The organism is Streptomyces sp. NPDC046870 (assembly GCF_040704595.1).
Taxonomy (GTDB): Bacteria; Actinomycetota; Actinomycetes; order Streptomycetales; family Streptomycetaceae; genus Streptomyces; species Streptomyces argyrophylli.
In genome coordinates this window covers 134,236-158,550 of sequence record NZ_JBEYXM010000011.1, presented here as the reverse complement: position 1 = coordinate 158,550, position 24,315 = coordinate 134,236, and the positions used below count along the sequence as shown (strand labels likewise).

Annotated in this window: 25 protein-coding genes; 8 read left to right on the top strand and 17 right to left on the bottom strand. The window is 71.8% G+C overall.

The genetic code is table 11. The features are described from left to right. Nucleotides 1–116: 116 nt before the first annotated feature. The 5 genes from AB0946_RS24045 to AB0946_RS24025 form a co-directional block, all read right to left on the bottom strand. Nucleotides 117–1,028, bottom strand: a complete 912-nt coding sequence (locus tag AB0946_RS24045) for an SCO1860 family LAETG-anchored protein (RefSeq protein ID WP_366762696.1) — start codon at nt 1,026–1,028, stop codon at nt 117–119. 155 nt (nt 1,029–1,183) lie between these two features. Beyond that, a complete protein-coding gene (locus tag AB0946_RS24040) occupies nt 1,184–2,275 on the bottom strand; it encodes an amidohydrolase family protein (protein ID WP_366762695.1) in 1,092 nt (363 codons plus the stop codon). A gap of 17 nt (nt 2,276–2,292) precedes the next feature. Continuing rightward, entirely contained in the window at nt 2,293–3,087 is a 795-nt protein-coding gene (locus tag AB0946_RS24035; protein ID WP_014671928.1) for an amino acid ABC transporter ATP-binding protein, read from the bottom strand. Continuing rightward, a complete protein-coding gene (locus tag AB0946_RS24030) occupies nt 3,084–3,917 on the bottom strand; it encodes an amino acid ABC transporter permease (protein WP_366762694.1) in 834 nt (277 codons plus the stop codon). The genes AB0946_RS24035 and AB0946_RS24030 overlap by 4 nt, the downstream gene beginning before the upstream one ends. Beyond that, nucleotides 3,914–4,762, bottom strand: a complete 849-nt coding sequence (locus AB0946_RS24025; protein ID WP_366762693.1) for a transporter substrate-binding domain-containing protein — start codon at nt 4,760–4,762, stop codon at nt 3,914–3,916. Before AB0946_RS24025 ends, AB0946_RS24030 begins: the two co-directional genes overlap by 4 nt. 139 nt (nt 4,763–4,901) lie before the next feature. Between AB0946_RS24025 and AB0946_RS24020 the strand changes: the two genes are divergently transcribed. The 5 genes from AB0946_RS24020 (at nt 4,902) to thpD (ending at nt 9,488) form a co-directional block, all read left to right on the top strand. Next, nucleotides 4,902–6,002 (top strand): aminotransferase class V-fold PLP-dependent enzyme, encoded by a 1,101-nt coding sequence (locus AB0946_RS24020; RefSeq protein WP_366762692.1) that lies wholly within the window; start codon nt 4,902–4,904, stop codon nt 6,000–6,002. A gap of 347 nt (nt 6,003–6,349) precedes the next feature. Continuing rightward, nucleotides 6,350–6,868, top strand: coding sequence for a diaminobutyrate acetyltransferase (ectA, locus tag AB0946_RS24015; RefSeq protein ID WP_366762691.1), 519 nt, complete (start codon nt 6,350–6,352; stop codon nt 6,866–6,868). Nucleotides 6,869–6,881: 13 nt separating this feature from the next. Further along, nucleotides 6,882–8,153, top strand: coding sequence for a diaminobutyrate--2-oxoglutarate transaminase (ectB, locus tag AB0946_RS24010; protein WP_366762690.1), 1,272 nt, complete (start codon nt 6,882–6,884; stop codon nt 8,151–8,153). Nucleotides 8,154–8,183: 30 nt separating this feature from the next. Continuing rightward, entirely contained in the window at nt 8,184–8,588 is a 405-nt protein-coding gene (locus AB0946_RS24005) for an ectoine synthase (protein ID WP_366762689.1), read from the top strand. A 6-nt stretch (nt 8,589–8,594) separates the two neighbouring features. After that, the gene (gene thpD / locus AB0946_RS24000) at nt 8,595–9,488 is read left to right on the top strand and encodes an ectoine hydroxylase (RefSeq protein WP_366762688.1); all 894 of its coding nucleotides are present in this window, start codon (nt 8,595–8,597) and stop codon (nt 9,486–9,488) included. Between the two features lie 82 nt (nt 9,489–9,570). Here the strand turns inward: thpD and AB0946_RS23995 are convergent, their stop codons facing one another. The 4 genes from AB0946_RS23995 to AB0946_RS23980 all read right to left on the bottom strand — a co-directional run bounded on the left by AB0946_RS23995 (nt 9,571) and on the right by AB0946_RS23980 (nt 13,721). Continuing rightward, on the bottom strand, nt 9,571–10,632 hold the full coding sequence (locus tag AB0946_RS23995) for an aminotransferase class V-fold PLP-dependent enzyme (RefSeq protein ID WP_366762687.1): 1,062 nt from the start codon (nt 10,630–10,632) through the stop codon (nt 9,571–9,573). Nucleotides 10,633–10,727: 95 nt separating this feature from the next. Beyond that, nucleotides 10,728–11,447 (bottom strand): DsbA family oxidoreductase, encoded by a 720-nt coding sequence (locus AB0946_RS23990; RefSeq protein WP_366762686.1) that lies wholly within the window; start codon nt 11,445–11,447, stop codon nt 10,728–10,730. Nucleotides 11,448–11,552: 105 nt separating this feature from the next. Continuing rightward, nucleotides 11,553–12,182, bottom strand: a complete 630-nt coding sequence (locus tag AB0946_RS23985) for a DUF1349 domain-containing protein (RefSeq protein WP_366762685.1) — start codon at nt 12,180–12,182, stop codon at nt 11,553–11,555. A 9-nt stretch (nt 12,183–12,191) separates the two neighbouring features. Then, nucleotides 12,192–13,721: an aldehyde dehydrogenase (NADP(+)) gene (locus AB0946_RS23980; protein WP_366762684.1), complete on the bottom strand. Its 1,530-nt coding sequence runs from the start codon at nt 13,719–13,721 to the stop codon at nt 12,192–12,194. 152 nt (nt 13,722–13,873) lie between these two features. Between AB0946_RS23980 and AB0946_RS23975 the strand changes: the two genes are divergently transcribed. From AB0946_RS23975 to AB0946_RS23965, 3 genes are all read left to right on the top strand, one after another. Next, complete coding sequence (locus AB0946_RS23975; protein ID WP_365781551.1) at nt 13,874–14,647, top strand: IclR family transcriptional regulator; 774 nt, start codon at nt 13,874–13,876, stop codon at nt 14,645–14,647. A 39-nt stretch (nt 14,648–14,686) separates the two neighbouring features. Further along, the gene (locus AB0946_RS23970; protein ID WP_366762683.1) at nt 14,687–15,160 is read left to right on the top strand and encodes a GNAT family N-acetyltransferase; all 474 of its coding nucleotides are present in this window, start codon (nt 14,687–14,689) and stop codon (nt 15,158–15,160) included. A gap of 95 nt (nt 15,161–15,255) precedes the next feature. Then, complete coding sequence (locus tag AB0946_RS23965) at nt 15,256–16,710, top strand: penicillin-binding transpeptidase domain-containing protein (protein WP_366762682.1); 1,455 nt, start codon at nt 15,256–15,258, stop codon at nt 16,708–16,710. Nucleotides 16,711–16,714: 4 nt separating this feature from the next. On the opposite strand, the gene AB0946_RS23960 is transcribed toward AB0946_RS23965, so the two are convergent. The 8 genes from AB0946_RS23960 to AB0946_RS23925 all read right to left on the bottom strand — a co-directional run bounded on the left by AB0946_RS23960 (nt 16,715) and on the right by AB0946_RS23925 (nt 24,314). Further along, entirely contained in the window at nt 16,715–18,112 is a 1,398-nt protein-coding gene (locus AB0946_RS23960) for an NCS2 family permease (protein ID WP_366762681.1), read from the bottom strand. A 279-nt stretch (nt 18,113–18,391) separates the two neighbouring features. Next, nucleotides 18,392–19,189 carry an HAD family acid phosphatase gene (locus AB0946_RS23955; protein ID WP_366762680.1) on the bottom strand — a complete coding sequence of 266 codons (798 nt, stop codon included), beginning with the start codon at nt 19,187–19,189 and terminating at the stop codon, nt 18,392–18,394. A 285-nt stretch (nt 19,190–19,474) separates the two neighbouring features. Further along, nucleotides 19,475–21,217 (bottom strand): L-arabinonate dehydratase, encoded by a 1,743-nt coding sequence (gene araD, locus AB0946_RS23950; RefSeq protein ID WP_366762679.1) that lies wholly within the window; start codon nt 21,215–21,217, stop codon nt 19,475–19,477. Further along, nucleotides 21,205–22,116 carry a dihydrodipicolinate synthase family protein gene (locus tag AB0946_RS23945; protein WP_366762678.1) on the bottom strand — a complete coding sequence of 304 codons (912 nt, stop codon included), beginning with the start codon at nt 22,114–22,116 and terminating at the stop codon, nt 21,205–21,207. The genes araD and AB0946_RS23945 overlap by 13 nt, the downstream gene beginning before the upstream one ends. After that, nucleotides 22,113–22,769 carry a GntR family transcriptional regulator gene (locus tag AB0946_RS23940; protein ID WP_366762677.1) on the bottom strand — a complete coding sequence of 219 codons (657 nt, stop codon included), beginning with the start codon at nt 22,767–22,769 and terminating at the stop codon, nt 22,113–22,115. Before AB0946_RS23940 ends, AB0946_RS23945 begins: the two co-directional genes overlap by 4 nt. 222 nt (nt 22,770–22,991) lie before the next feature. Next, the gene (locus tag AB0946_RS23935) at nt 22,992–23,273 is read right to left on the bottom strand and encodes a hypothetical protein (protein ID WP_366762676.1); all 282 of its coding nucleotides are present in this window, start codon (nt 23,271–23,273) and stop codon (nt 22,992–22,994) included. A 37-nt stretch (nt 23,274–23,310) separates the two neighbouring features. After that, complete coding sequence (locus AB0946_RS23930; RefSeq protein WP_366762675.1) at nt 23,311–23,616, bottom strand: hypothetical protein; 306 nt, start codon at nt 23,614–23,616, stop codon at nt 23,311–23,313. A 110-nt stretch (nt 23,617–23,726) separates the two neighbouring features. Continuing rightward, entirely contained in the window at nt 23,727–24,314 is a 588-nt protein-coding gene (locus tag AB0946_RS23925) for a TIGR03086 family metal-binding protein (RefSeq protein WP_366762674.1), read from the bottom strand. Nucleotide 24,315 lies beyond the last annotated feature (1 nt).

Sequence of the window (24,315 nt, the reverse complement as noted above, 5' to 3'; positions counted from 1 at the left end):
GGGACCGGTCACGTGCACCGCCGGCGTGACCGCCCCCCGCCACCGCCGACGTGACACCCCCCAGCCACGGCCTGCCACCCGGCGGCGATCCGGCACCAGCCCGGCCGCCGACCCCGTCAGCCCTTCCGGCGCCGGGCCACGGCGACCGCTCCCCCGCCCGCCAGCAGCAGGGCGAGTGCGCCGCCCGCGATGTACGGGGTCGCCGAGCTGCCGCCGGTCTCCGCGAGGTCCGCTTCGGCGGGGGCGCCCTGGGGGCGGGGGCCGGCGGCCGGGTCGTGGCTCGGTGCCGGGGTCGCGGCGGGCGGGGACACCGGGGACTCGCAGGTGGCCTTGGCCAGGGTGACCGTGCCCTCGACGTCGGCCACGTTCAGCTTCAACGGGTTGACGGACACCTTGAGTTCGAGGGCGGTCGCGGCGGCCGTACGGGTCGTGGTGGTCCGCCGGGACAGGTCGAGGCGGACCTCGCCGACGCCGGGCACCTTCACCTCGGTCGGGCCGCCGGCGGTGAGGGTGACGCGCTTGCCGAGGACGGTGACGGCACCGAGGACGTTCGCGGAGGCGACCGGTGCCCTGCCGGCCTCACAGGTCGCCGTGGCGGTGATCGTGTCGGCCTTGATCAGGGACAGCAGGGGCAGGCCGGGGACGTGCAGCTCGGCGTGGGCGACATGGACCGAGCCCTCGGCGCGTCGCGCGGTCACCGTGGCCCTGGACCGGGCGACGTCCGCGCCGAGGACGGTGAACGGCTTGCCGCCGTTCACGCCGTCGAGGCGGGCGGACAGCGCCGTCCGGTCGGCGCTGCGCGGTGCCTGGACCTCGTTGAGGGAGACCGCGAGCGGGACGTTCACGGTCTTGTCGAGCAGGGACACGCCGAGCCCGGTGCGCAGGACGACGGCGGAGGCGCGGCCGTGGGCACCGGTCGCGTGCGCGGCGCCCGCGCCCCCCAGGACCACGGGCGCCGAGGCGAGGGCCGTGGCCGTCGCGAGGACGGTGAGACGGCGTGCGGACATGCGGAAGTTGTTGCTGTTCAAGGCGGTGGGACCCCCAGACGGAACCTGCTTGGGACCCGTCAACCTTGTCCCCGGTGTGGGTGAACGGTCAGCGATCCGGGGTTACTTCACTCAAACGTGGATTTTCCGCAAGCCGATTCGATTCCGGGGTGAGATCGGCGGGATCACGGGAACGTCTACTCGACCACCCGTCCGTTCAGCACCACCCGCCGGGGCGCCGCCAGCACCCGCACGTCCGTCCGCGGATCGGCCTCGTACACCACGAGGTCGGCCGGGGCGCCCTCCTCCAGCCCGGGCCGGCCGAGCCAGGCGCGGGCGGCCCAGCTGGTGGCGGCGAGCGCGTCGAGCGGCGGGATGCCGGCGGCGACCAGTTCGGCGACCTCCTCCGCGACCAGCCCGTGCGGCAGTGACCCGCCGGCGTCCGTGCCGACGAAGACCGGGATGCCGGCGTCGTAGGCGGCGCGCACGGTGTCGTAGCGCCGCTCGTGCAGCCGGCGCATATGGGCGGACCAGCGCGGGAACTTCTTCTCGCCGCCGTCCGCGAGCCGGGGGAAGGTGGCGATGTTGACGAGGGTGGGGACGATCGCGACACCCCGCTCGGCGAACAGCGGGATCAGGTCCTCGGTGAGGCCGGTGGCGTGCTCGATGCAGTCGATGCCCGCCTCGACCAGGTCGCGCAGGGAGTTCTCGGCGAAGCAGTGGGCGGTCACCCGGGCGCCCAGCCGGTGGGCCTCGGCGATGGCAGCCTCCACCGCGCCGCGCGGCCAGCAGGGGGCCAGGTCGCCGAGGTCGCGGTCGATCCAGTCGCCGACCAGTTTGACCCAGCCGTCGCCGCGCCGGGCCTCCCGGCCGACGTAGGCGACGAGGTCGTCCGGCTCGATCTCCCAGGCGAAGTTGCGGATGTAGCGGCGGGTACGGGCGATGTGCCGGCCCGCCCGGATGATCTTCGGGAGGTCGTCCCGGTCGTCGATCCAGCGGGTGTCGGAGGGCGAGCCCGCGTCGCGGACCAGCAGGGTGCCCGTCTCGCGGTCGGTGAGCGCCTGCTTCTCGGCGGTCTCCGCGTCGACCGGGCCCTCGGCGCCCAGGCCCACGTGGCAGTGGGCGTCGACCAGACCGGGCAGCGCCCATCCCTCGACGGTGGTGATGTCCCGGGCCCCGGAGGGCCGGTCGTAGCAGACGCGGCCCCCGACCACCCACAGCTCGTCACGGACGTCGTCCGGCCCGGCCAGGACCCGGCCCTTCACGTGCAGCACCGCACCATCGCTCATGCCCGCACCCTAACGACCTACGGCTCGGACTTCCCCACCTGGTCCGAGGTCTCCTCCTCGACCTCGGCCATGGCCGGGTCGAGCAGCCGGGAGAGGAAGTGCCGGGTGCGCTCGTGCTGCGGGTCGCCGATGACCCGCTCCGGGCTGCCGTCCTCGACGATCACACCGCCGTCCATGAAGACGACCCGGTCGGCGACCTCGCGGGCGAAGGTCATCTCGTGCGTGACGACCATCATCGTCATGCCCTCCCGCGCGAGCCGGCGCATGACGGCGAGGACGTCGCCGACCAGTTCCGGGTCGAGCGCGGAGGTCGGCTCGTCGAAGAGCATCACCTCGGGGCCCATGGCGAGCGCGCGGGCGATGGCGACGCGCTGCTGCTGGCCGCCGGAGAGGGAGGACGGGTAGGCGTCCGCCTTCTCGGAGAGGCCGACGCGGGCGAGGTTCTCGGCGGCGACGCGCGCCGCCGTCTCCTTGTCCCGCCCGAGGACGCGGCGCTGCGGCAGCGTGAGGTTCCCGGTGACGTTCAGGTGCGGGAAGAGGTTGAACTGCTGGAAGACCATGCCGATGCGGCGGCGTACGGCGTCGATGTCGACGTCGGGGTCGGTCACCTCGGTGCCGCCGACGAAGACCTGGCCCTTGGTCGGCTCCTCCAGCAGGTTCACGCAGCGCAGCAGCGTGGACTTGCCGGAGCCGGAGGGGCCGATGACGCAGACGACCTCGCCCTGGCCGATCTCCAGGTCGATGCCGCGCAGCACCTCGTTGTCACCGAAGGACTTGTGCAGTCCGCGGACCTCGATCTCCGGGCGGCTCACCGGATCGCCTCCTGGGCCTTGGATTCCATACGGCGCACGACGAAGCTGAGCGGGATGGTGACCAGCAGGTAGCACAGGCCCGCGACCAGGATCGGCGTGGAGTTGGCGGTCGTACTGGCGAGGTCGCGGCCGAACTTGGACAGTTCCCGCTCCTCCAGGGTGACACCGAGGAACAGCACCAGCGAGGAGTCCTTGAAGAGCAGGACGAGTTCGTTGGTGAGCGGCGGCAGGATGATCCTGAAGGCCTGCGGGACGATGATGGAGACCATGGCCTTCGCGGGCGAGAAGCCGAGCGAACGGGCCGCCTCCATCTGTCCCTTGGGCACCGCCTGGATGCCGGCCCGGATGGTCTCCGCCATGTACGCGGCCGAGACCAGGCCGAGCGCCAGGGCGACCTTGCCGTAGGTGCCGCCCGGGATCTCCGTGCCGGGGAAGGCGAGAGGCACGGCCACGCCGACGAAGATGAAGATCAGCAGGGCGGGCAGCCCGCGGAAGATCTCGATGTAGACGCCCGCCAGCCAGCGGTAGGGGCCCACGGAGGACAGCCGCATCAGCGCGATGACCATGCCGAGGACGAGTCCGACGACGAAGCCGGACAGCGTGTAGAGCACGGTGTTCTTCAGCGCCAGCGTGATGACGTCCGGGAACATCTGCTGCGCGATGTCCGCCTGGGCGAACTGGTTCTGCAGCCGGCCCCAGTCCGCCGTGACCGCGAAGGCGATCACGGCGGCGGCGAAGACGGCGTACTGGACGCCGCGCGACAGACCGCGCTTCTGACGCCGGGTCAGTCCCTTCTTCTTCGGCTGGAGGGCTGTGTCCGTGTCGGTCATGAGGCGGCGGGAGAGGCGACGGAGGCCTCGTACGGGCCGATCCACTGCTCGTAGATCTTCTTGTAGGTGCCGTCGGCCTTCGCGGTCCTGATCGCCTTGTTGACGGCGTCGAGCAGCGCCTTATTGCCCTTCTTGACGGTGAAGCCGTACTGCTCACCGGTCTTGAGGTTGTCGACGACCTTGAACTTGTCCGCGTTGGCCTTGTCCTTCAGCCAGCCCTGGACGACCGGGTAGTCGATCACGACGGCCTGGACCTGGCCGGTGCGCAGGCCGTTGAGGACGGCGTCGGAGGACTCGAAGGAGATCGGGTCGTAGCCCTTGCCCTTGACGTAGTCCTCGCCGGTGGTCTGCGCCTGGGCGCCGAGCTTCCTGCCCTTGGCCTTGACGTCGGCGAGCGAGTCGATCCCGCTGTTCTTGTCGACGAGGACGGCCTGGGTGGCCTCGAAGTACGGGTCGGAGAAGTCGACGTTCTTCTTGCGCTCGGCGGTGATGGTCATGCCGGCGGCGGCCAGGTCGCACTCGCCCGAGTTCAGGAAGGCGCCCGTCTTGAAGTTCTCGAAGGGCGTGTCGAGGATCTGCTGCTTGACGCCGAGGTCCTTGGCGACGAGGTCGATGAGGGAGACGTCGAAGCCCTGCACCTTGCCGTTCACCTCCGACTGGAACGGCGGGTACGGCAGGTGGGTGCAGGTGGTCAGCTGACCGGCCTTGACCAGGTGGACGCCCTTGACCGTGGTCTTGCCGCTCCCCGAGTCGCTGGAGGAGCAGCCGGCCGCGACGAGCACGAATGCGGCGGTCGCGGTGGTGGCGGCCAGGAGGCGGGTCCGGCGCCCGGCGAGCGTTTTCATGGGGGAGGTCTCCTGTCGGGGAACTAAGGGTTCCGATTATAAGGACGGGTTTGAGTCTCTCAAATCAAACCCATGGCCAGGCGGGCCCCCGACCTAAGATCGGGGGAGTCGGCCCCCGAGAGACGAAGAGAGCACCGCCGTGACCCACCCCTTCCTCGACCTGCCCCCGCTGACTGCCGAGCGTTTCGCCGCCATCGAGGACGGGGTGGCCCGGCTGCTGGACACCCGTCAGGACGTCCTGATCACCCAGGGCGAGGCGCTGCTGCCGCTGGAGGGCGCGATCCGCGCGGCCGCCGGTCCGGGCACGGTGGCCCTGAACGTGATCACGGGCCCCTACGGGCAGACCTTCGGCAACTGGCTGCGCGACGCCGGCGCCACGGTGCACGACCTCTCGGTCCCCTTCCACACGGCGGTGACCGCGGCGCAGGTCCGCGAGGCGTTCGCCGAGCACCCGGAGATCGACTTCGTGTCGCTGGTGCACGCCGAGGCGGCGACCGGCAACACCAACCCGGTTGCGGAGATCGGTGAGGCGGTGCGGGAGCAGGGCGCCCTGTTCTATCTGGACGCGGTGGCCTCCGTGGGCGCCGAGCCCGTGCTGCCGGACGCGTGGGGCGTGGACCTGTGCGTGATCGGGGCGCAGAAGGCGATGGGCGGCCCGGCGGGTGTGTCGGCGATCTCGGTGAGCGAGCGGGCCTGGGCCCGGATGGCCGCCAACCCGAACGCCCCGCGCCGCTCCTACCTGTCCCTGCTGGACTGGAAGGAGCGCTGGATCGACGCCGGCCGCAAGGCGCTGCCGCACGCCCCGGCGCAGCTGGAGATGCTGGCGCTGGAGGCGTGCCTGGAGCGGATCGAGTCGGCGGGGCTGGAGTCGGTGATGGCCCGGCACCGGCGCGCGGCACTGGCCTCGCGGGCCGGCGCGGTGGCACTGGGCGGGGGCCTGGAGCCGTACGTGTACGAGGAGCGGGACGCGGCACCGGTCGCCACGACCCTGCGGGTGCCGTCCGGCGTGGTGGCCTCCGACCTGGTGGCGCGCGCCCTGGCGGCCGACCCCGCCCTGCCGCTCGCGGCGGGCGGCGGCGCCCTGGCCCGGGAGATGATCCGCGTCAACCACTACGGCCCCGACGCGACCCAGGGCGCGGTCGAGGACTCCCTGGCGGCACTGGGCGCGGCGCTCGCCGAGCAGGGCGTGCCGGTGGACCCGGCCGCCGCCCGGGCGGCAGTGGAGCACGCCTGGCGTTGACGGCGGTCCGTGGTCATCCCGGGAACGCAACGGAACCCCGGACGCGACGAAAACGGCTCGCGCACCCCGCACGGGCCGTTTTCACATCTTGAATTCCAATTACCTTCACAAACTCCGCCAATTCTGCGGGCGATAGCTTCCCGTCTTCTTCTGCCCGCTTTTTGCAGAGCTAAACAAGGGAGTTTGCCGACACGTTTAGCGCGCTTTCCGGCTTGTGACACACTCCACAGCGAGGGTGATTTGTACAGATTTAGTGTGGGTCATAGCGGACATTTCATTGGCCGAGCCGGAAACCTCCGCGTTCGCTCTCGTGCATTTTCGAATTCGCCTCGCTAAATTCGTGCCGCATGACTGCCGCACCTGCAGACCTTCTCATCGAACAGCCGGCGACGACCGACGGAGCCGCGCTCTGGCGTCTCGCCAAGGAATCGAAAACCCTCGACCTGAACTCCTCCTACAGCTATCTGCTGTGGTGCCGTGACTTCGCCGGCACCTCGGCGGTGGCACGCGGCGCGGGCGGGGAGCCGGTCGGCTTCGTCACCGGATACCTGCGGCCGGACCGCCCCCGCACGCTGCTCGTCTGGCAGGTGGCCGTCGACCCCGCCCACCGGGGCCACGGCATCGCCGCCAAGCTGCTGGACGGGCTGACCGCCCGGCTCGTCGCGGAGCGGGGGATCACCGGGATGGAGACCACCATCACGCCCGGCAACACCGCCTCCGAGCGGCTGTTCACCTCCTTCGCCGAGCGGCACGGCGCACAGGTGACCCGCGAGGTGCTGTTCCCGGCCGAACTGTTCGCGGACGGCCCGCACGACCCCGAAGTCCTGTACCACATCGGCCCGTTGACCGACTCCACCGCCCACTGAGGAGCGAATCACCGTGACCATCACCCAGCCCGACCTCAGCGTCTTCGAGACCCTGGAGTCCGAGGTGCGCAGCTACTGCCGCGGCTGGCCCACCGTCTTCGACCGCGCGCAGGGCAGCCGGATGTACGACGAGGACGGTCATGCGTACCTCGACTTCTTCGCCGGTGCCGGCTCACTCAACTACGGCCACAACAACCCCGTCCTCAAACGGGCGTTGATCGACTACCTGGAACGGGACGGCGTCACCCACGGCCTGGACATGTCGACCACGGCCAAGCGCACCTTCCTCCAGGCCTTCCAGGACCTGGTCCTGCGCCCGCGCGACCTGCCGTACAAGGTCATGTTCCCGGGGCCGACCGGCACCAACGCCGTCGAGTCGGCGCTGAAGCTGGCGCGGAAGGTGAAGGGCCGCGAGGCGATCGTGTCGTTCACCAACGCCTTCCACGGCATGTCGCTGGGCTCCCTCGCCGTGACCGGCAACGCCTTCAAGCGCGCCGGCGCGGGCATCCCGCTGGTGCACGGCACGCCCATGCCGTTCGACAACTACTTCGACGGCACGGTCCCGGACTTCCTGTGGTTCGAGCGGCTGCTGGAGGACCAGGGGTCCGGGCTGAACAAGCCCGCCGCCGTGATCGTGGAGACCGTGCAGGGCGAGGGCGGCATCAACGTGGCCCGGCCCGAGTGGCTGCGCGCGCTGAAGGAGCTGTGCGAGCGGCAGGACATGCTGCTGATCGTCGACGACATCCAGATGGGCTGCGGCCGTACCGGCGCGTTCTTCTCCTTCGAGGAGGCCGGCATCACCCCGGACATCGTCACCGTGTCGAAGTCGATCAGCGGCTACGGGCTGCCGATGTCGCTGTGCCTGTTCAGGCCCGAGCTGGACGTGTGGGAGCCGGGCGAGCACAACGGCACCTTCCGCGGCAACAACCCCGCCTTCGTGACCGCCACCGCCGCCCTGGAGACGTACTGGACCGACGGCTCGGCCATGGAGAAGCAGACCCTTGCCCGGGGCGAGCAGGTCGAGCAGGCCCTGATCTCCATCACCGAGGAGAACCTGGCCGACGTGAAGGAGTACCGCGGCCGCGGGCTCGTGTGGGGCCTGGAGTTCCACGACACCTCCCGGGCCTCCCGCGTCGCCCGCCGCGCCTTCGAACTCGGGCTGCTGATCGAGACGTCCGGCCCCCAGGGCGAGGTCGTCAAGCTGCTGCCGGCCCTGACCATCACGCGCGACGAACTGGACGAAGGGCTCAGCGTCCTCGCCCGCGCCGTCCGCGAGACCGCCTGACCACACCCAGCAAGGAGGAAGTGCACCCCTATGATCGTCCGTTCGTTCAAGGACATCGAAGGCACCGACCGGCACGTCAGGGCGAAGTCCGGTACCTGGGAGAGCAAGCGGATCGTCCTCGCCAAGGAGCGCGTCGGCTTCTCCCTGCACGAGACCATCCTGTACGCCGGGACCGAGACGTCGATGTGGTACGCCAACCACGTCGAGGCCGTCGTCTGCACCAGGGGCGAGGCCGAACTCACCGACCAGGAGACCGGGAAGACGTACACCATCACCCCCGGCACCATGTACCTCCTCGACGGGCACGAGCGGCACACGCTGCGCGTCAAGGAGGACTTCCACTGCATCTGCGTGTTCAACCCGCCGGTCACCGGCCGGGAGGACCACGACGAGAACGGCGTCTACCCCCTGCTCACCGAGCCCGAGGAGGTGTGAGGACCGATGACCACCGCCACCGTGAAGGATCTCTACCCGACCCGCGGCACCACCGAGGTGACCGTCCCCCGCCAGGACCCCGTCCTCTGGGGCACCCCGGACACCCCGGGTCCGATCGGGACGGCCGACCTCCAGGCGTACGAGCGGGACGGCTTCCTCGCCGTCGACCAGCTGATCGGCCCGGACGAGGTCGAGGTCTACAAGCGTGAGCTGGACCGGCTGGTCGCCGACCCGGCGATCCGTGCCGACGAGCGCTCGATCGTGGAGCCGAAGTCGAAGGAGATCCGCTCGGTCTTCGAGGTGCACCGGATCAGCGAGGTGTTCGCGGACCTGGTGCGCGATCCGCGCGTGGTCGGCCGCGCCCGGCAGATCCTCGGCTCGGACGTGTACGTCCACCAGTCCCGGATCAACGTCAAGCCGGGCTTCGGCGCGAGCGGCTTCTACTGGCACTCGGACTTCGAGACCTGGCACGCCGAGGACGGCCTGCCGAACATGCGCACGGTGTCCGTCTCCATCGCGCTGACCGAGAACCACGACACCAACGGCAGCCTGATGATCATGCCGGGTTCGCACCGGACGTTCCTGGGCTGCGCCGGTGCCACGCCGAAGGACAACTACAAGAAGTCCCTGCAGATGCAGGACGCGGGCACGCCGTCGGACGAGGCGCTGACCGCGCTGGCGGGCGAGTACGGCATCCGGCTGTTCACCGGCAAGGCCGGCTCGGCGACCTGGTTCGACTGCAACGCCATGCACGGCTCCGGCGACAACATCACGCCGTTCCCGCGCAGCAACGTCTTCATCGTGTTCAACAGCGTGGAGAACACGGCGGTGGAGCCGTTCGCGGCGCCGGTGCGGCGGCCGGAGTTCATCGGGGCGAGGGACTTCACCCCGGTGCGGTGACCCCCGGCAGCCGGGCCGGGGCCTCCTCGTGTGGGACGGGAGGCCCCGGCCCGGTCGTGTCGGCCGGACGGCGGCCGGCGGGTCAGCCGGACAGCGCCTCCAGCAGCCGGTCCACGTCGGCGGCCGTGTTGTAGAGGTGGAAGGCCGCGCGCAGGTTGCCCGCGCGGTCGGAGACCTCGATGCCCGCCTCGCTCAGCCCGGGCTGCCGGGAGCCCAGTGCGGGGACCGAGACGATCGCCGAGCCCGGGGCGGCCACCGGCTCGTGGCCGAGGTCGGCGAGACCGGCGCGGAACCGGTCGGCGAGGGCGATGTCATGGGCGTGCACGGCATCCACCCCGAGTTCCTCGATCAGCTCCAGCGAGCGCCGCAGTCCGGCGAAGGTGAACAGGGCGTGGGTGAGGTCGAACCGCCGGGCGGAGCGGGCGAGCTCGGCCACCGGGCCGTAGCAGCTGTCCCACGGCCGCTCGGCCGCGACCCAGCCGGCGAGCAGCGGGGTCAGCCCGCCGAAGTCCTCCGGGACGGTGAGGAAGGCGGCGCCGTGCGGGCCCAGCAGCCACTTGAAGGAGACGCTCGCGGTGAAGTCGTAGGCGTCCGCCTCCACCGGCAGCCAACCGGCGGCCTGGGAGAAGTCGACGTAGGTGCGGGCGCCGTGGGCGCGGGCGGCCTCGCGCAGGGCGGGCAGGTCGGCGATCCGGCCGTCGGCGGACTGGGCGGCGCTGACCGCGACGAGCGCGGTGCCCGGCCGGACGGACTCGGCGATCCGCTCCAGCGGGACCGTGCGGACCTTGAGGTCGCCGCGGACGTGGAAGGCGTTGAGCACGGAGGTGAAGTCGTCCTCGGCGGTGAGGACTTCGGCGCCCGCCGGGAGCGAGGCGGCGATCACACCGGTGTGCGCGGCGACCGAGGCGCCCGCCGCGACCCGGGTGGCCGGGACGCCGGCGAGCCGGGCGAACGCGGCCCGGCTCGACTCCACGTCCTCGTACAGCGGGGTCAGCGGCCGGCCCTCGGCCCGCATGAGCGCCGCCTCCTGGAGGGCGGCGACGGTGCGGGCCGGCAGCAGGCCGTTGCTCGCGGTGTTGAGGTAGATGCTCTTCGGGGTGAACTCGGCGCGGACGAGGCTCTCGAACGTCTCCGTGGGCTCCATGGGTCCACTCTGCGGCCCAGGGAACTACACGTCCATCGCGAACTTTTACGTGGTTCCTCTTAGCGGCGCTTATACGACCGCCCCGGCCTGCGCCTTCAGCCCTGCTGCGGCACCGCGCACCCGTCCGGCCCGCACGCCTGGGCGTCACCCTGCTCGACGAGCCTCAGCGGCGAGCGCTCGCCCCAGGCCTGGGTGAGCGCCTGGGTGAAGACCTCGGCGGGCTGGGCGCCGGAGACGCCGTACGTCCGGTCGAGGACGAAGAACGGCACCCCGGTCGCGCCGAGCCGGGCGGCCTCGCGCTCGTCGGCGCGGACCTCGTCGGCGTAGCGGGCGGGGTCGGCGAGCACCGCGCGGGCGGCGTCGGCGTCCAGGCCCGCCTCGACGGCCAGCTCCACCAGGCGTTCGTCGCCCTCGGTGAAGACGGACCGTTCCTCGGCGAAGTTCGCCCGGTAGAGGATCTGGATCAGCTCGTCCTGCCGGCCCCGCTCCCTGGCGAAGTGCAGCAGGCGGTGCATGTCGAAGGTGTTGCCGTGGTCGCGGTCCCGGGTGCGGTAGTCCAGGCCCTCGGCGGCGGCCTGGGCGGCCAGGTTGTCCTCGCCGGCCTGCGCCTGCGCCTCGCTCATGCCGTACTTCCTGGTCAGCATGGCGATCACCGGCTGGACGTCGCCCTTGGCGCGGCCCGGGTCGAGTTCGAAGGAGCGGTGCACCACCTCGACCTCGTCGCGGTGCGGGAAGGCAGCCAGCGCCTTCTCGAAGCGGGCCTTGCCCACATAGCACCAGGGGCAGGCGATGTCGCTCCAGATCTCGACGCGCATGTCTTCGGCTCTCTCCGGGTCGTACGGGCGCGGGGACTCTCCCCGACCGGTGCGTGAACGTTCAAGCAGCCGGTTTCATTCCCGCACCGCCGTGTCCCGCGGGCCTCAGCCGCCGTCCCGCAGGTCGCCCGGCCCGCCGGGCCGGAACGCGATGTGGTCGTACGCCACCGCGCACCCCTCCCCCACCGGCGACTGCGCCATGAACCCGACCAGCACGGCGCCCGCCTCCTTCTCCTCCCCCAGGGTGAAGAACCGGACGAAGGTCCAGCGCACGCCGTCCGGGGAGGCGTGGAAGGCGAAGGCCCGTCCCGTCCGGCTGACCCGCAGCCACACCGAGTCCCCGTCCACCGTGAAGGCGTTGGCGTCGTCGGAGCGCCCCCGGGTGACCACGGTGCACACGGTGGGCACGTCCGGGGAGTACTCCAGACAGAGCTTGGCCCAGGCCCGCTCGCCCGCGTGGACGTACAGCACCCCGGCGTCGAACGCGTCCCGGAATCCCACGGAGACCCGGGCGATCAGTTGGAAGTCCCCTTCCGGCGGTGCGCCGAGCAGCCGGGGCGCGTCGGAGGCGGGTTCCAGCGCGTCACCGTCGGGCGGCACGAACCGGTCCTGACGCGGCCCGGCCCGCCCGGTCAGCACACCGTCCTCGTAGGACCAGTCACCGTCCGGGCCGTGGGCCTCGAGGGGGAAGGGCACCTCGGGAACGTCCAAGTACGTCGACCTCTCCTCACCCATCCTGCGGCGTCACCGCTCCAGAACCCCGTTGAACCGCCGCGGCAGCCCCAGGGGGTTGTCGTCCTTCAGCTCGTCCGGCAGCAGGGCCTCGGGCGCGTTCTGGTAGACGACCGGCCGCAGCCACCGCTCGATGGCGGTGCCGCCCACGGACGTCGACGTGGACGTGGTGGCCGGGTACGGCCCCCCGTGATGCTGCGCGGGCGCCACCGCGACCCCCGTCGGCCAGCCGTTGACCAGCACACGCCCGGCGAGCGGCGTCAGCTCGGCGAGCAGCTCCGGGCCCCGCCCCCGCCCGGCGGCCTCGTCCGAGGACACCTGGACGGTCGCCGTCAGGTTGCCCGGCAGCCGCGACAGGACCGCCGTGGCCTCGGCCTCGTCCGCGTAGCGGGCCACCACGGTGACCGGCCCGAAGCACTCCTCCAGCAGCAGGTCGTACGCGCCCTGCGTGGCCAGCTTCTCCGCCGGCACCGTGAGGAACCCGGCGCTGACCGCGTGTTCGCCGCCCGCGCCCGGGGTGACCGGCGACTCCACGTCCGGCAGCTCGGCGCGCTCGGCGACCCCGGCGACGAAGTTGTCCCGCATGCGGTGGTCGAGCAGCACCCCGGCGTCGGTGTCGCTGACGGCGTCGGTCAGGGACTTCACCAGCCGGTCGCCGGCCGCGCCGGACGGCACCAGCACCAGGCCGGGCTTGACGCAGAACTGGCCCACACCGAGGGTCATCGACCCGGCGAGCCCGCCGCCGATCTCCTCGGCCCGCTCGGCCGCGGCGGCCTCGGTGACCAGGACCGGGTTCAGCGAGCCGAGCTCGCCGTGGAACGGGATCGGCACGGGGCGCGCGGCGGCGGCGTCGAACAGCGCCCGTCCGCCCCGGACCGAACCGGTGAAGCCGGCGGCGGCGACCAGCGGGTGCTTGATCAGCTCGACGCCCGCCTCGAAGCCGTGCACGAGTCCGACGACGCCCTCGGGGATGCCGTGCTCGGCGGCGGCCCGGCGCAGCACCTTGGCGACCAGCTCGGACAGGGCCGGGTGGTCGGGGTGGGCCTTGACGACGACCGGGCAGCCGGCGGCCAGCGCGCTCGCGGTGTCGCCGCCGGCGACGGAGAACGCGAAGGGGAAGTTGGAGGCGGAGTAGACGGCGACGACGCCGAGCGGCACCTTGTAGCGGCGCAGGTCCGGCACGGGCGGGGTGGCGGTGTCGTCGGGGTGGTTGATGATGACGTCGAGGAAGGCGCCCTCGTCGACGATGTCGGCGAAGGCCCGCAGCTGGTAGCAGGTGCGGGCGAGTTCGCCGGTCAGCCGGCCGGGACCCAGCGCGGTCTCGGCGTCGGCGGTCTCGACGAGGCCGTCCTTCGCCGCGTCGAGGCCCGCGGCGGCCGAGCGCAGGAACGCGGCGCGGACCGCGCGGCCGGTGAGGGCGTCGCGCGCGGCGTGCGCCGCCCGGACGGCCGCGTCCACCTCCTGGGCTGTGGCCTCCACCGCAACCTGTTCACGCTGCTTCCCGGTGCGCGGGTCGACACTCCAGACTGGTGCTGCTGCCACCGCGGGTCCCTCCCAGTAAAGGCCGCATTGTCTACGACGATCCAGGCTCACCCATCAGCCGCGTTCGATATACTGAACACTGTCTCTGATGATGAATACGCTGCTCGGAGACTATATAACTCAGGTCCTGTCGAACGAAGGGGTCAAGGGCGATGACGGCAGGCGACACAGGGGGCGGGGCGCAGGTCAAGTCCGCGGTACGGACCGTTGAGCTGCTCGAATACTTCGCCGGCCGGCCCGGTATGCACTCCCTCGCGGCCGTCCAGGAGGCCGTGGGGTATCCCAAGTCCAGCCTGTACATGCTGCTGCGCACGCTCGTGGAGCTGGGCTGGGTGGAGACGGACGCGACGGGCACGCGGTACGGCATCGGGGTGCGGGCGCTGCTGGTCGGTACGTCGTACATCGACGGCGACGAGGTGGTGGCCGCCGCCCGCCCGACCCTGGACCGGCTCTCCGACGACACCACGGAGACCATCCACCTGGCCCGGCTCGACGGCACCAACGTGGTCTACCTGGCCACCCGCCAGTCCCAGCACTACCTGCGGCCCTTCACCCGTGTCGGCCGCCGGCTCCCGGCCCACTCCACCTCCCTCGGCAAGGCGATCCTCGCCAGCTACACCGACGAGCAGGTGCGCAAGCTGCTGCCGGAGACGCTGCCGGCGCTCACCGAGCACACCATCACCGACCGGGAGAAGCTCATCGAGGAGCTGCACCAGGTACGGGAGCAGGGCTTCGCCGTCGACCGCGAGGAGAACACGCTGGGCCTGCGCTGCTTCGGCGTGGCGATCCCGTACCGCACGCCCGCGCGGGACGCCATCAGCTGCTCGGTGCCGGTGGCCCGGCTGACCCCCGCGCACGAACAGATGATCAAGGACGCGCTGTTCGACGCGCGGGACCGGCTGACGCTGGCGACGCGCAGGCTCTGACCCCGCCGGCCGCGGTCCCGGGGCCGTAGGCTCGGTGGCATGGAGATCACGCTGCGGGCCGTACGGGACGGCGATCTGCCGGTGTTCTACCGGCAGATGACCGACCCGGAGGCCGTCCGGATGGCCGCGTTCGGCCCGGAGGACCCGTACGACCCGGAGGCCCTCGCGGCCTACTGGCGGCGCGTGCGGAACTCCTCCGACGTGCTGCGCACGGTCCTGGCCGACGGGGAGGTGGCCGGCAACACGGCCGTCTACGGCGTGGCCGGCGAGCGTGAGGTGACGTACTGGATCGACCGCGCCTACTGGGGCCGGGGCGTGGCGACGGCCGCGCTGCGGGCCCTGCTCGCCGAGGTCCCCGAGCGGCCGCTGTACGCGCGCGCCGCGGCCGACAACCACGCGTCGCTGCGCGTGCTGGAGAAGTGCGGCTTCCGCGAGGCGGCCCGCGCCCGGGGTTACGCGAACGCGCGGGGCCGGGAGATCGAGGAGGTCGTGCTGATCCTGGCGGCCTCCTGAACGCGGGCCGCGGGACGGCGCATGGCATGAACGCCGGATGAGAAAAACGGTCGTACGGGAACGATCGCCCCCGTCCCGGTCGTCTTCCCGGCGGGATGAACAAGACGATCAGGCGGGCGTCCGTCTTCGCGCTGCTGCTCGTGCTCGCCCTGCTGGTCAGGGCCACGTGGTTGCAGTTCTACGACGGCAAGGCCCTCGCGGACGACAACGACAACCGGCGGAACGCGATAGCGACCTACTCGCGGCCCCTCGGGAACATCATCGTGGCCGGGAACGCGATCACCGGCTCGACGCGGACGAAGGGGAGCGACCTCGCGTACAAGCGGACGTACACGGACGGCGAGCTGTACGCGGCGGTGACGGGGTACGCCTCACAGGCCTACGCCCCCACCCAGCTGGAGGGCGTCTACAAGGACCTGCTCAACGGCACGGACAACCGGCTGAAGACCGTGATGGACACCGTCACCGGCGAGCGCGCCGAACCGGGCGACGTGCTGACGACGATCGACCCGGCGGTGCAGAAGGCGGCCTACCGCGCGCTCGGCGACAAGAAGGGCGGGGCCGTCGCGATCGACCCCAAGACCGGCAGGATCCTCGCCGTGGTGTCGACGCCGTCGTACGACCCCTCCGCGCTCACCGACGCCAACACGGCCGGCAAGGCCTGGAAGACGCTCAACGCGGACAAGGACAAGCCGCTCACCAACCGCGCCCTGCGCCAGCCCCTGCCCCCGGGCTCGACGTTCAAGCTGGTCGTCGCGGCGGCCGCGCTGGAGGACGGGCTGTACGACAACGTGGACGAGCCGACCGACAGCCCCGATCCGTACCGGCTGCCGGGTACGGTGCGCGACCTGGCGAACGAGAACAGGTCCGCGCCCTGCCGCAACGCCTCGATCCGCGTCGCCCTGCGGTACTCGTGCAACAACGTCTTCGGCCACATGGCCGTCCAGCTCGGCCAGGACAAGGTGAAGGCCATGGCCGAGAAGTTCGGCTTCGACGACGACGCGCAGGACGTTCCGGTGCGGGCCTACGCCAGCGTGTACCCGTCCGGCATGGACCAGGCGCAGACCGCGCTGTCCGGCATCGGCCAGTTCGACGTCACCGCGACCCCGCTCCAGATGGCCATGGTGTCCGCGGCCATCGCCAACGGCGGCAAGCTGGTCTCGCCGCACATGGTCTCGCAGATCACCGACAGCGGCGGCGATGTGCTGAAGGACTACGACGACAGCGCCGGCACCAAGGAGATCGTCAGCTCCGCCACCGCCGAACAGCTCCGGTCGGCGATGGAGACGGTGGTGAAGGACGGCACCGGCACGAACGCGCTGATCGACGGGGTGACCGTCGGCGGCAAGACCGGTACCGCCCAGCACGGCGAGAACAACAGCAAGACGCCGTACGCCTGGTTCACCTCCTACGGCAGGTCCGACAGCAACGGCAAGGAGGTGGCCGTCGCGGTGATGGTGGAGCAGTCGGACGCGGCCCGCTCGGAAGTGAGCGGCAACGGCCTGGCGGCGCCGGTGGCCAGGGCGATGATGCAGGCGGCCCTGAAGTAGTCCCTCACCTCACCCCGAGGACCTGCTCCACCGGGTCGATCGCGAAGTACACCAGGAACAGCGCCGAGACCGCCCACAGCAGCCAGTTGACCTCGCGTGCCTTGCCGACCACCGTCTTGATGACGACGTAGGCCAGGAAGCCGGCGCCGATCCCGTCGGTGATGGAGTACGTGAACGGCATCGCGGCGATGGTGAGGAACGCCGGCACGGCGATCTCGTAGCTGTCCCAGTCGATGTGCTTGACGTGGGTCATCATCAGGAAGCCCACGGCGATCAGCGCGGGCGCCGCCGCCTGGAGCGGCACGATGGTGAGCAGCGGGGTGAGGAAGAGGGCGAGGCCGAACAGGCCGCCGGTGACCAGGTTGGCGAAGCCGGTGCGGGCGCCCTCGCCGACGCCGGCCGCCGACTCGATGTAGGCGGTGTTGGAGGAGGCGGAACCGATGCCGCCGGCGACGGCCGCGGCGCCGTCGATGAACAGCACGCGGCCGATGCCGGGCACCTGGCCCTGCTCGTCCAGCAGCCCGGCCTCCGCGGTGATGCCGACGATCGTGCCCATGGCGTCGAAGAAGTCGGACAGGATGAGGGTGAAGACCAGCAGGACCGCGGTGAGGACACCGGCCTCGGCGAAGCCGCCGAACAGGCTGAAGTGCCCGATCAGACCGAAGTCCGGGGCGGCGACGACCTTGTCGGGGACCTCGGGTGTGGTCAGGCCCCAGCTCTTGATGTCGGCGACGGCGTCGATGACGATCGCGACCACGGTCATCGTCACGATGCTGATGAGGATCGCGCCCTTCACCTTGCGGGCGAGCAGCGCGATGGTGAGCAGCACGCCGAGGCAGAACACCAGCACCGGCCAGCCGGTGAGCCGGCCGACGGCTCCGAGCTGGACCGGGACGGTGGTGTGGGCGGCGTCCGGGATGCGGCTGACGAACCCGGCGTCCACGAAGCCGATGAAGGCGATGAACAGGCCGATACCGACGCCGATGGCCTGCTTCAGCTGCTGCGGGATCGCGTTCATGACCGCTTCCCTGAGTCCGGTGAGCACCAGCACGCAGATGACGACGCCTTCGAGGACGACCAGGCCCATGGCGTCCGCCCAGCTCATCAGCGGGGCGAGCTGGAAGGCGACGACGGCGTTGAGGCCGAGTCCGGCGGCGATGGCGAGGGGCAGATTGCCGCCGACGCCCATGACGACCGTCATCACGCAGGCCACCAGGGCGGTGGCGGTGACGAGTTGGCCGGTGTCCAGGGTGTGCCCGAACTTGTCCTTGGCGCTGCCCAGGATGATCGGATTCAGGACGAGGATGTAGGCCATGGTGAAGAACGTGGCGAAGCCGCCGCGTATCTCCCGTCCGAGCGTGGATCCCCGCTCGGAGATCCTGAAGTACCGGTCGACGGACATGGTCCCACTCCTCGTCACCTGAAGATCGGTCGGCGGATGCTGGCTGGATTGTTCCCCTCGCGCACCTGCTTCAGGTTTTCTCCGTGTTACGTCCTCGAGTTCGGCCCGCCATACGGCGTCCGGTCCCCCCGAGGAGGAGCGACGGTACCGGCGGGTGAGCGGATGTTCGCGCCCGCGGCTCGAAGACGCCGTACGACCCCGCGCCGGCCGCCGCCACGGCAGGGTGCTGCCGGTGGCGGGGGCCGGGTGCGAGCGGCCGCCCGGGACGTACGGGTGGGCTCAGCTGACGAAGTACGTCGGGTTCGGCAGCTTGTACGTCCGGTCGGCGTGACCGCCGTCGAGGTCCGAGTACTGGTCGCCGAAGTTGGCGATGATCTCGTAGCCCAGGTCGTCCTCGATGTGCTGGCGCGTCCCCGACTTGTACTGCACGGTCGTGCAGTTCCAGGTGCCCGGGGTGGCGCAGTCCTTCAGGTAGGCCGGCGGGTTGGCCTTGTCCTTGAGGAACACGTGGCCGGCGTCGAGGTTCACGTCGGCGCCGACCTTCTTCAGGTTCTCCACGGCGGCGGCGCGCTGTGCCTCACTGAGGCCGGAGTTGTAGAAGACCTCGACGCCCTTGGACGCGGCGTAGCGCACGAGCTCCGGGCTGCCGAAGACGGCGGGCCGGTCGGCACGGTTCACGTAGTCGTTCCAGGTGCTGGAGTTGTACGTGTAGTTGTACCGCTTCTCGTAGTCGAGGCTGAGCAGCAGCGTGTCGTCGATGTCGAAGACGACGGCCGGCTTCTCGCCCCTGTGGTGCGCCTTGCGGGCCGCCTTGTCGATGTAGCTCCTGGCGTCGCTGTCCAGCCGCGCCAGGTCCTTGGCGTACGGGCTGTCCGGGGACGCCTGGTAGACGCCGTCGCTGTCGGCGGTGGTGCCGTAGTAGGCGTCGATGTCCTTCACCAGGACCCCGATGTTGTACGGCTCGTGAGTGGAGTTGGCCGTCGACTGACCGGCACCGGCCGCGCCCGCGCCGTACAGCGCCGCACCGGCGACGACACAGGCGGCACCGGCCGCGACCGCCTTGAGGGACTTCCGCATGGATTCTCCGGATCTGGTGGGTGGAATTGATGTACCAGGCCGGAGACTGTCTACGCGCATCACACACACAGGGCGAGCCCTGTTATCCGATCGATACCGACGCCTTGTCACATCCCGGCCCGCGTCATCGCCCTCGCCAGGGCGTCCAGTTGCCGAGGCAGGGCCGCGGCGAGGTCGGTCCGGAGGTGACGCACGTGCCGCCGCCGGGCTTGGGCGTGCCGGCCGCGCGGTCGTACACGATCACCACGTCCCGGGGGCCCTCCTGGGCGTGACGGGACGGGGACGTCAGCCGGTGTACGGGTCCGGCACGGTGCCCGGGCGGGCCAGGAACGCGAAGTCGCAGCCGGTGTCGGCCTGCGTGATCTGCTCGTTGTAGAGGGCGCCGTAGCCGCGCTCGTACCGGGCGGGCGGCGGCGTCCACCCGGCCCGCCTGCGGTCCAGCTCCTCGTCGTCCACGTGGAGGTGGAGGCTGCGGGCGTCGACGTCCAGCGTGACGAGGTCACCGGTGCGCACGAGGGCCAGCGGGCCGCCGACGTAGGACTCCGGGGCGACGTGCAGCACGCACGCGCCGTAACTCGTGCCGCTCATGCGGGCGTCGGAGATGCGGACCATGTCCCGCACGCCCTGCTTCAGCAGGTGGTCCGGGATCGGCAGCATGCCGTACTCGGGCATGCCCGGCCCGCCCTTGGGGCCGGCGTTGCGCAGCACCAGCACGCTGTCGGCGGTGATGCCGAGCGCCGGGTCGTCGATGGTGCGCTGCATGGTCCGGTAGTCGTCGAAGACGACGGCCGGGCCGGTGTGCTTGAGCAGGCGCGGCTCGGCGGCGATGTGCTTGATGACCGCGCCGTCCGGGCAGAGGTTGCCGCGCAGCACGGCCACCCCGCCCTCGCTCGCGACCGGATTGTCCCGGGGCCGGATGACGTCGTCGTCGTGCACCTGCGCGCCGGCGAGCTGCTCGCGCAGGGTGTCGTGCGCCACCGTCGGCCGGTCCAGGTGGAGCAGGTCGGTGATCCGGGAGAGGAACCCGGGCAGACCGCCCGCGAAGTGGAAGTCCTCCATCAGGTACCTCCGGCCGCCGGGGCGGACGTTGGCGAGGACCGGAACCGTGCGGGCGATGCGGTCGAAGTCGTCCAGGGTGAGCCGGACGCCCGCCCGGCCCGCCATGGCGATCAGGTGGATCACGGCGTTGGTGGAGCCGCCCAGGCCGAGCACGGTGGTGACGGCGTCCTCGAAGGCCTCGCGGGTGAGGATGCCGGACAGCCCGCGGTCCCGGTGGACCAGCTCGACGGCGGTCAGGCCCGCCCGCGCCGCCATCCGGTCGTGCCCGGAGTCCACCGCCGGGATGCTGGACGCGCCCGGCACGGTCACCCCGAGCGCCTCGGCGGCGGCGGTGAGCGTGGACGCCGTACCCATCGTCATGCAGTGGCCGGGCGAGCGGGCCAGGCCGCTCTCCAGCTCGGCCATCTCGCAGTCGCCGATGAGGCCGGCCCGCTTGTCGTCCCAGTACTTCCACATGTCGGTGCCGGAGCCGAGGACCTCGCCGCGCCAGTGGCCCGGGAGCATGGGGCCGGCGGGCACGAAGACGGCGGGCAGGCCGACGGAGGCGGCACCCATCAGCAGCGCGGGCGTGGACTTGTCGCAGCCGCCCATGAGGACCGCTCCGTCGACCGGGTAGGAGCGCAGCAGCTCCTCGGTCTCCATGGCGAGCAGGTTGCGGTAGAGCATGGGGGTCGGCTTCTGGAAGGTCTCGCTGAGGGTGGAGACCGGGAACTCCAGCGGGAAGCCGCCCGCCTGCCACACCCCGCGCTTGACGGCCTGGGCGCGGTCGCGCAGGTGGACGTGGCAGGGGTTGATGTCGGACCAGGTGTTGAGGATCGCGATGACCGGCTTGCCGAGGTGCTCCTCGGGCAGGTAGCCGAGCTGGCGGGTACGGGCGCGGTGGCTGAAGGAGCGGAGCCCGTCGGTGCCGTACCACTGGTGGCTGCGCAGTTCCCCGGGCTTCTTGCGGGGTGCGTTCACATGGACCACCCGGCGGCGATGGCGGCGACCTCGGCGCGCTCGTCCTCGGGCAGCGGCCTGCTCGGCGGGCGGACGTCCCGGCGGCACAGGCCGAGCGCGGCGAGGGCCTCCTTGACGACGGTGACGTTGTCGGCGTTGCCGTGCGCGGCGCGCAGTTCCTCGAACCGGCGGATCTGCTCCCAGACCTTCATGGCGGCCGGGTAGTCCCCGGCGCGCAGCGCCTGGAGCATGTTCAGCGAGACCGCCGGGGCGACGTTGACCAGTCCTGAGGTGAAGCCGGTGGCGCCGGCGGAGAAGTAGGAGGGCGCGTACGGCTCGGCGAGTCCCGCGACCCACACGAAGCGTTCCAGGCCCGCGTCCCGGGCGAAGGCGGCGAAGCGGGCGGCGTCCGGGACGGCGTACTTGACGCCGATCACGTTCGGGCAGTGGTCGGCGAGTTCGGCGAGCCGGGCACCGGGCAGCTGGGCGTCGCGCAGGTACGGCACCACGCCCAGCTCCGGGACGGCCTCGGCGATGGCCCGGTGGTAGTCGACCCAGCCGGCCGCCGAGACGTACGGGTGCACGGGCTGGTGGACCATCACCATCTGGGCGCCGAGGTCGCGGGCGTGCCGGGCGGAGGCGATGGCGGTGGGCAGGTCGTGCCCGATCCCGACCAGCAGGGTGGCCCGGTCGCCGGCCTCCTCGGCGGTCGACTCGGTGACGAGCCGGCGCTCTTCGGGGGTGAGGGCGTAGAACTCGCCGGTGTTGCCGCCCGGGGTGAGGGTCCTGATCCCGCCTTCGAGCAGGCGGCGCAGCAGGGCCCGGTGCGTCTCCCGGTCGACGGAGCCGTCCTCGGCGAACGGCGTCACCGGGATGGCCACCACGTCGGCCAGGGCCGCCCGTTGGCGCTCGAACGTCACGCTGCTCATCTCTGGCCTTCCTCTGGGCGGGGCTCGGGGAACGCACGGCGTACGAAGGACGCGATGTGCGCGTGCAGGGCGCTCGCGGCGCCGTCGGCGTCACCGTCCAGCGCGAGCCGCAGGATCTCCCCGTGCTCGGCGGCCTCCCGCTCCCAGGAGGGGTCGGCGGCCCAGGCCACGGCGGAGACGAGGGCGGCCTGGTCGCGGACCTCGTCCAGCATCCGGCCGAGCAGCGGGTTGCCGCACGGCAGGTAGAGGGCGCGGTGGAACTCCCGGTTGGCCAGCGAGCGTTCGGCGGGGTCGGCGGCGGCGTCGGCACGGGTCAGCGCGTCCCGTGCGGCGTCGAGGGAGACGCCCCGCGCGACGGTCCGGCGCAGGGCCTCGGGTTCGAGCAGCAGCCGTACGTCGTAGACCTCGCGCGCCATGTCCGCGTCCACCCTGCGCACCGTGACGCCCTTGTACTGGCTCATCACCACCAGGCCGGTCCCGGCGAGGGTCTTCAGCGCCTCGCGCACGGGGGTCTTGGACACCCCGAACTGCGCGGCCAGTTCCGTCTCCACCAGCGCCTGACCGGGCGTCAGCAGCCCGGTCAGGATGCGGTGTCTGATCGCGTCGAGCACGTACTGCGTGCGGGACGGGATCGGGGTGGGCACAGAGGTCATGCGGCCCTCTCGGATCTCACATATCGCGTCTCATATATGACGTACGAAGTACGACGCGTTGAAGGTAGGAGGGGGCCCGGTTTTCGTCAATGGCTGTGACAGAGGACGTCGGGAACCGGGGAGGCCGGCGTGCGGAGGGGGGATCCGGACCGCGGTGAGCCGCGCCGGAATCCGTGTGCCGCCGCGACGCGGCGAACCTGCCGGGCCGGCTCGGCGCGCCAGTCAGACCTCCATCACCGCGTCGCAGTCCGGGCACACCAGGGACGCGTACGCGGCCGGGTACCACGGCTCTCCGGGGCGCCCGGAAGACGTGTGGGGGGCTTTCGTCATGGCGAAGGTGTCCCTGCCGCACAGGGTGCGCGGGCCGGCGGCGTCGGGCCTGCCGGGTGCGGCGGGCGCCGCGTGCACCCTGCGGGGCAGCCGTTCCGCGCCGGGCGGCCCGGCCGCGGGGGTGTGGGCGGCCACGGCCTGTTCGAGCTCGTACACGACGACGATCCCGCTCATGTCTCCACCGTAGGCGCGGCGGTCCGGCGCGGCCCGTTCACCCGCCGGCGGCGCCGGGCAGACCGAGTTCACGGCCGCGGTAGAAGCCCTCGCGCTCCTCGGCGACGAAGGGGGCCATGGCCGCCCGCCGGCGTTGCTCCGCCTCGGAGGCCCGCCATGCGTCGCACGCCTCGCGTGAGGCCCAGAACGACACCCCGGTGATCTCCTGTCCGTCCTCGGACCAGTACGCGTAGGCCCGGTGCAGGCCCTGCGGTGCGGGCTCCGGGCGCCACGCCCGCTCGAAGTCCTCCAGCGTGCCCGGCTGAAGGCGGCGCGTCGTCACCCACACGTAGTGCTCCTGCATGGCGGCTCCCTCCGTACCCGTTCGGCTCGCCCCCTCCCAGGGTCACCGTAGGCCCGATGCGCCGCTTCCGCCGCCCGGCCGCCGCCCGGCCCGGGTCCGGCCGGCCCGGGTCAGGACCGGCGCGGCCACCCGGGGTCCCGGCCGCTGAGGCCGACGGCCCGGTCCAGCGGGGGCGCGTCCGCGGGAACCGGGACGACCGGGCCGAAGCCGCCGTTGCCGCGGCCGGGGTCGTCGGCCGCCGCGCGGAGGAAGGTGAGGGCCGAGTCGAGGGCGGCCGGGTCCGGGGCGTACTCCCGGCCGGTGGCGCGGGCCAGGTCCCAGCCGTGGACCACCAGTTCGTCGGCGACGACCGCGCCCGCGAGCGCGCCCGGCAGGTCCACCCCGCCGGCGCGGGTGTCGCCGGTCCAGGCGGCCGGGTCCCGCCAGGCGTCGGCCAGCTCGTCCAGCGCCTCGGGCAGTTCCTCGCGCCAGCCGGGGCCGAGGTCCGGGAGGGCGGCGTCCGGGTGGATGTCGGTGGTCGGGCCGAGGTCCTTGCGGGCGGCGTCCCGGAAGGCCACGGACAGCGTCAGCAGGTGGCCCAGAAGATCGCGCACCGCGTGCTCCGGGCACGGTGTGGCGGCGGTGAGCTGCTCGTCGGTCACCGATGCGGCGAGCCGCGCCACGATCCTGGTCTGCGGGCCGAGGTCCACCATGGTCATG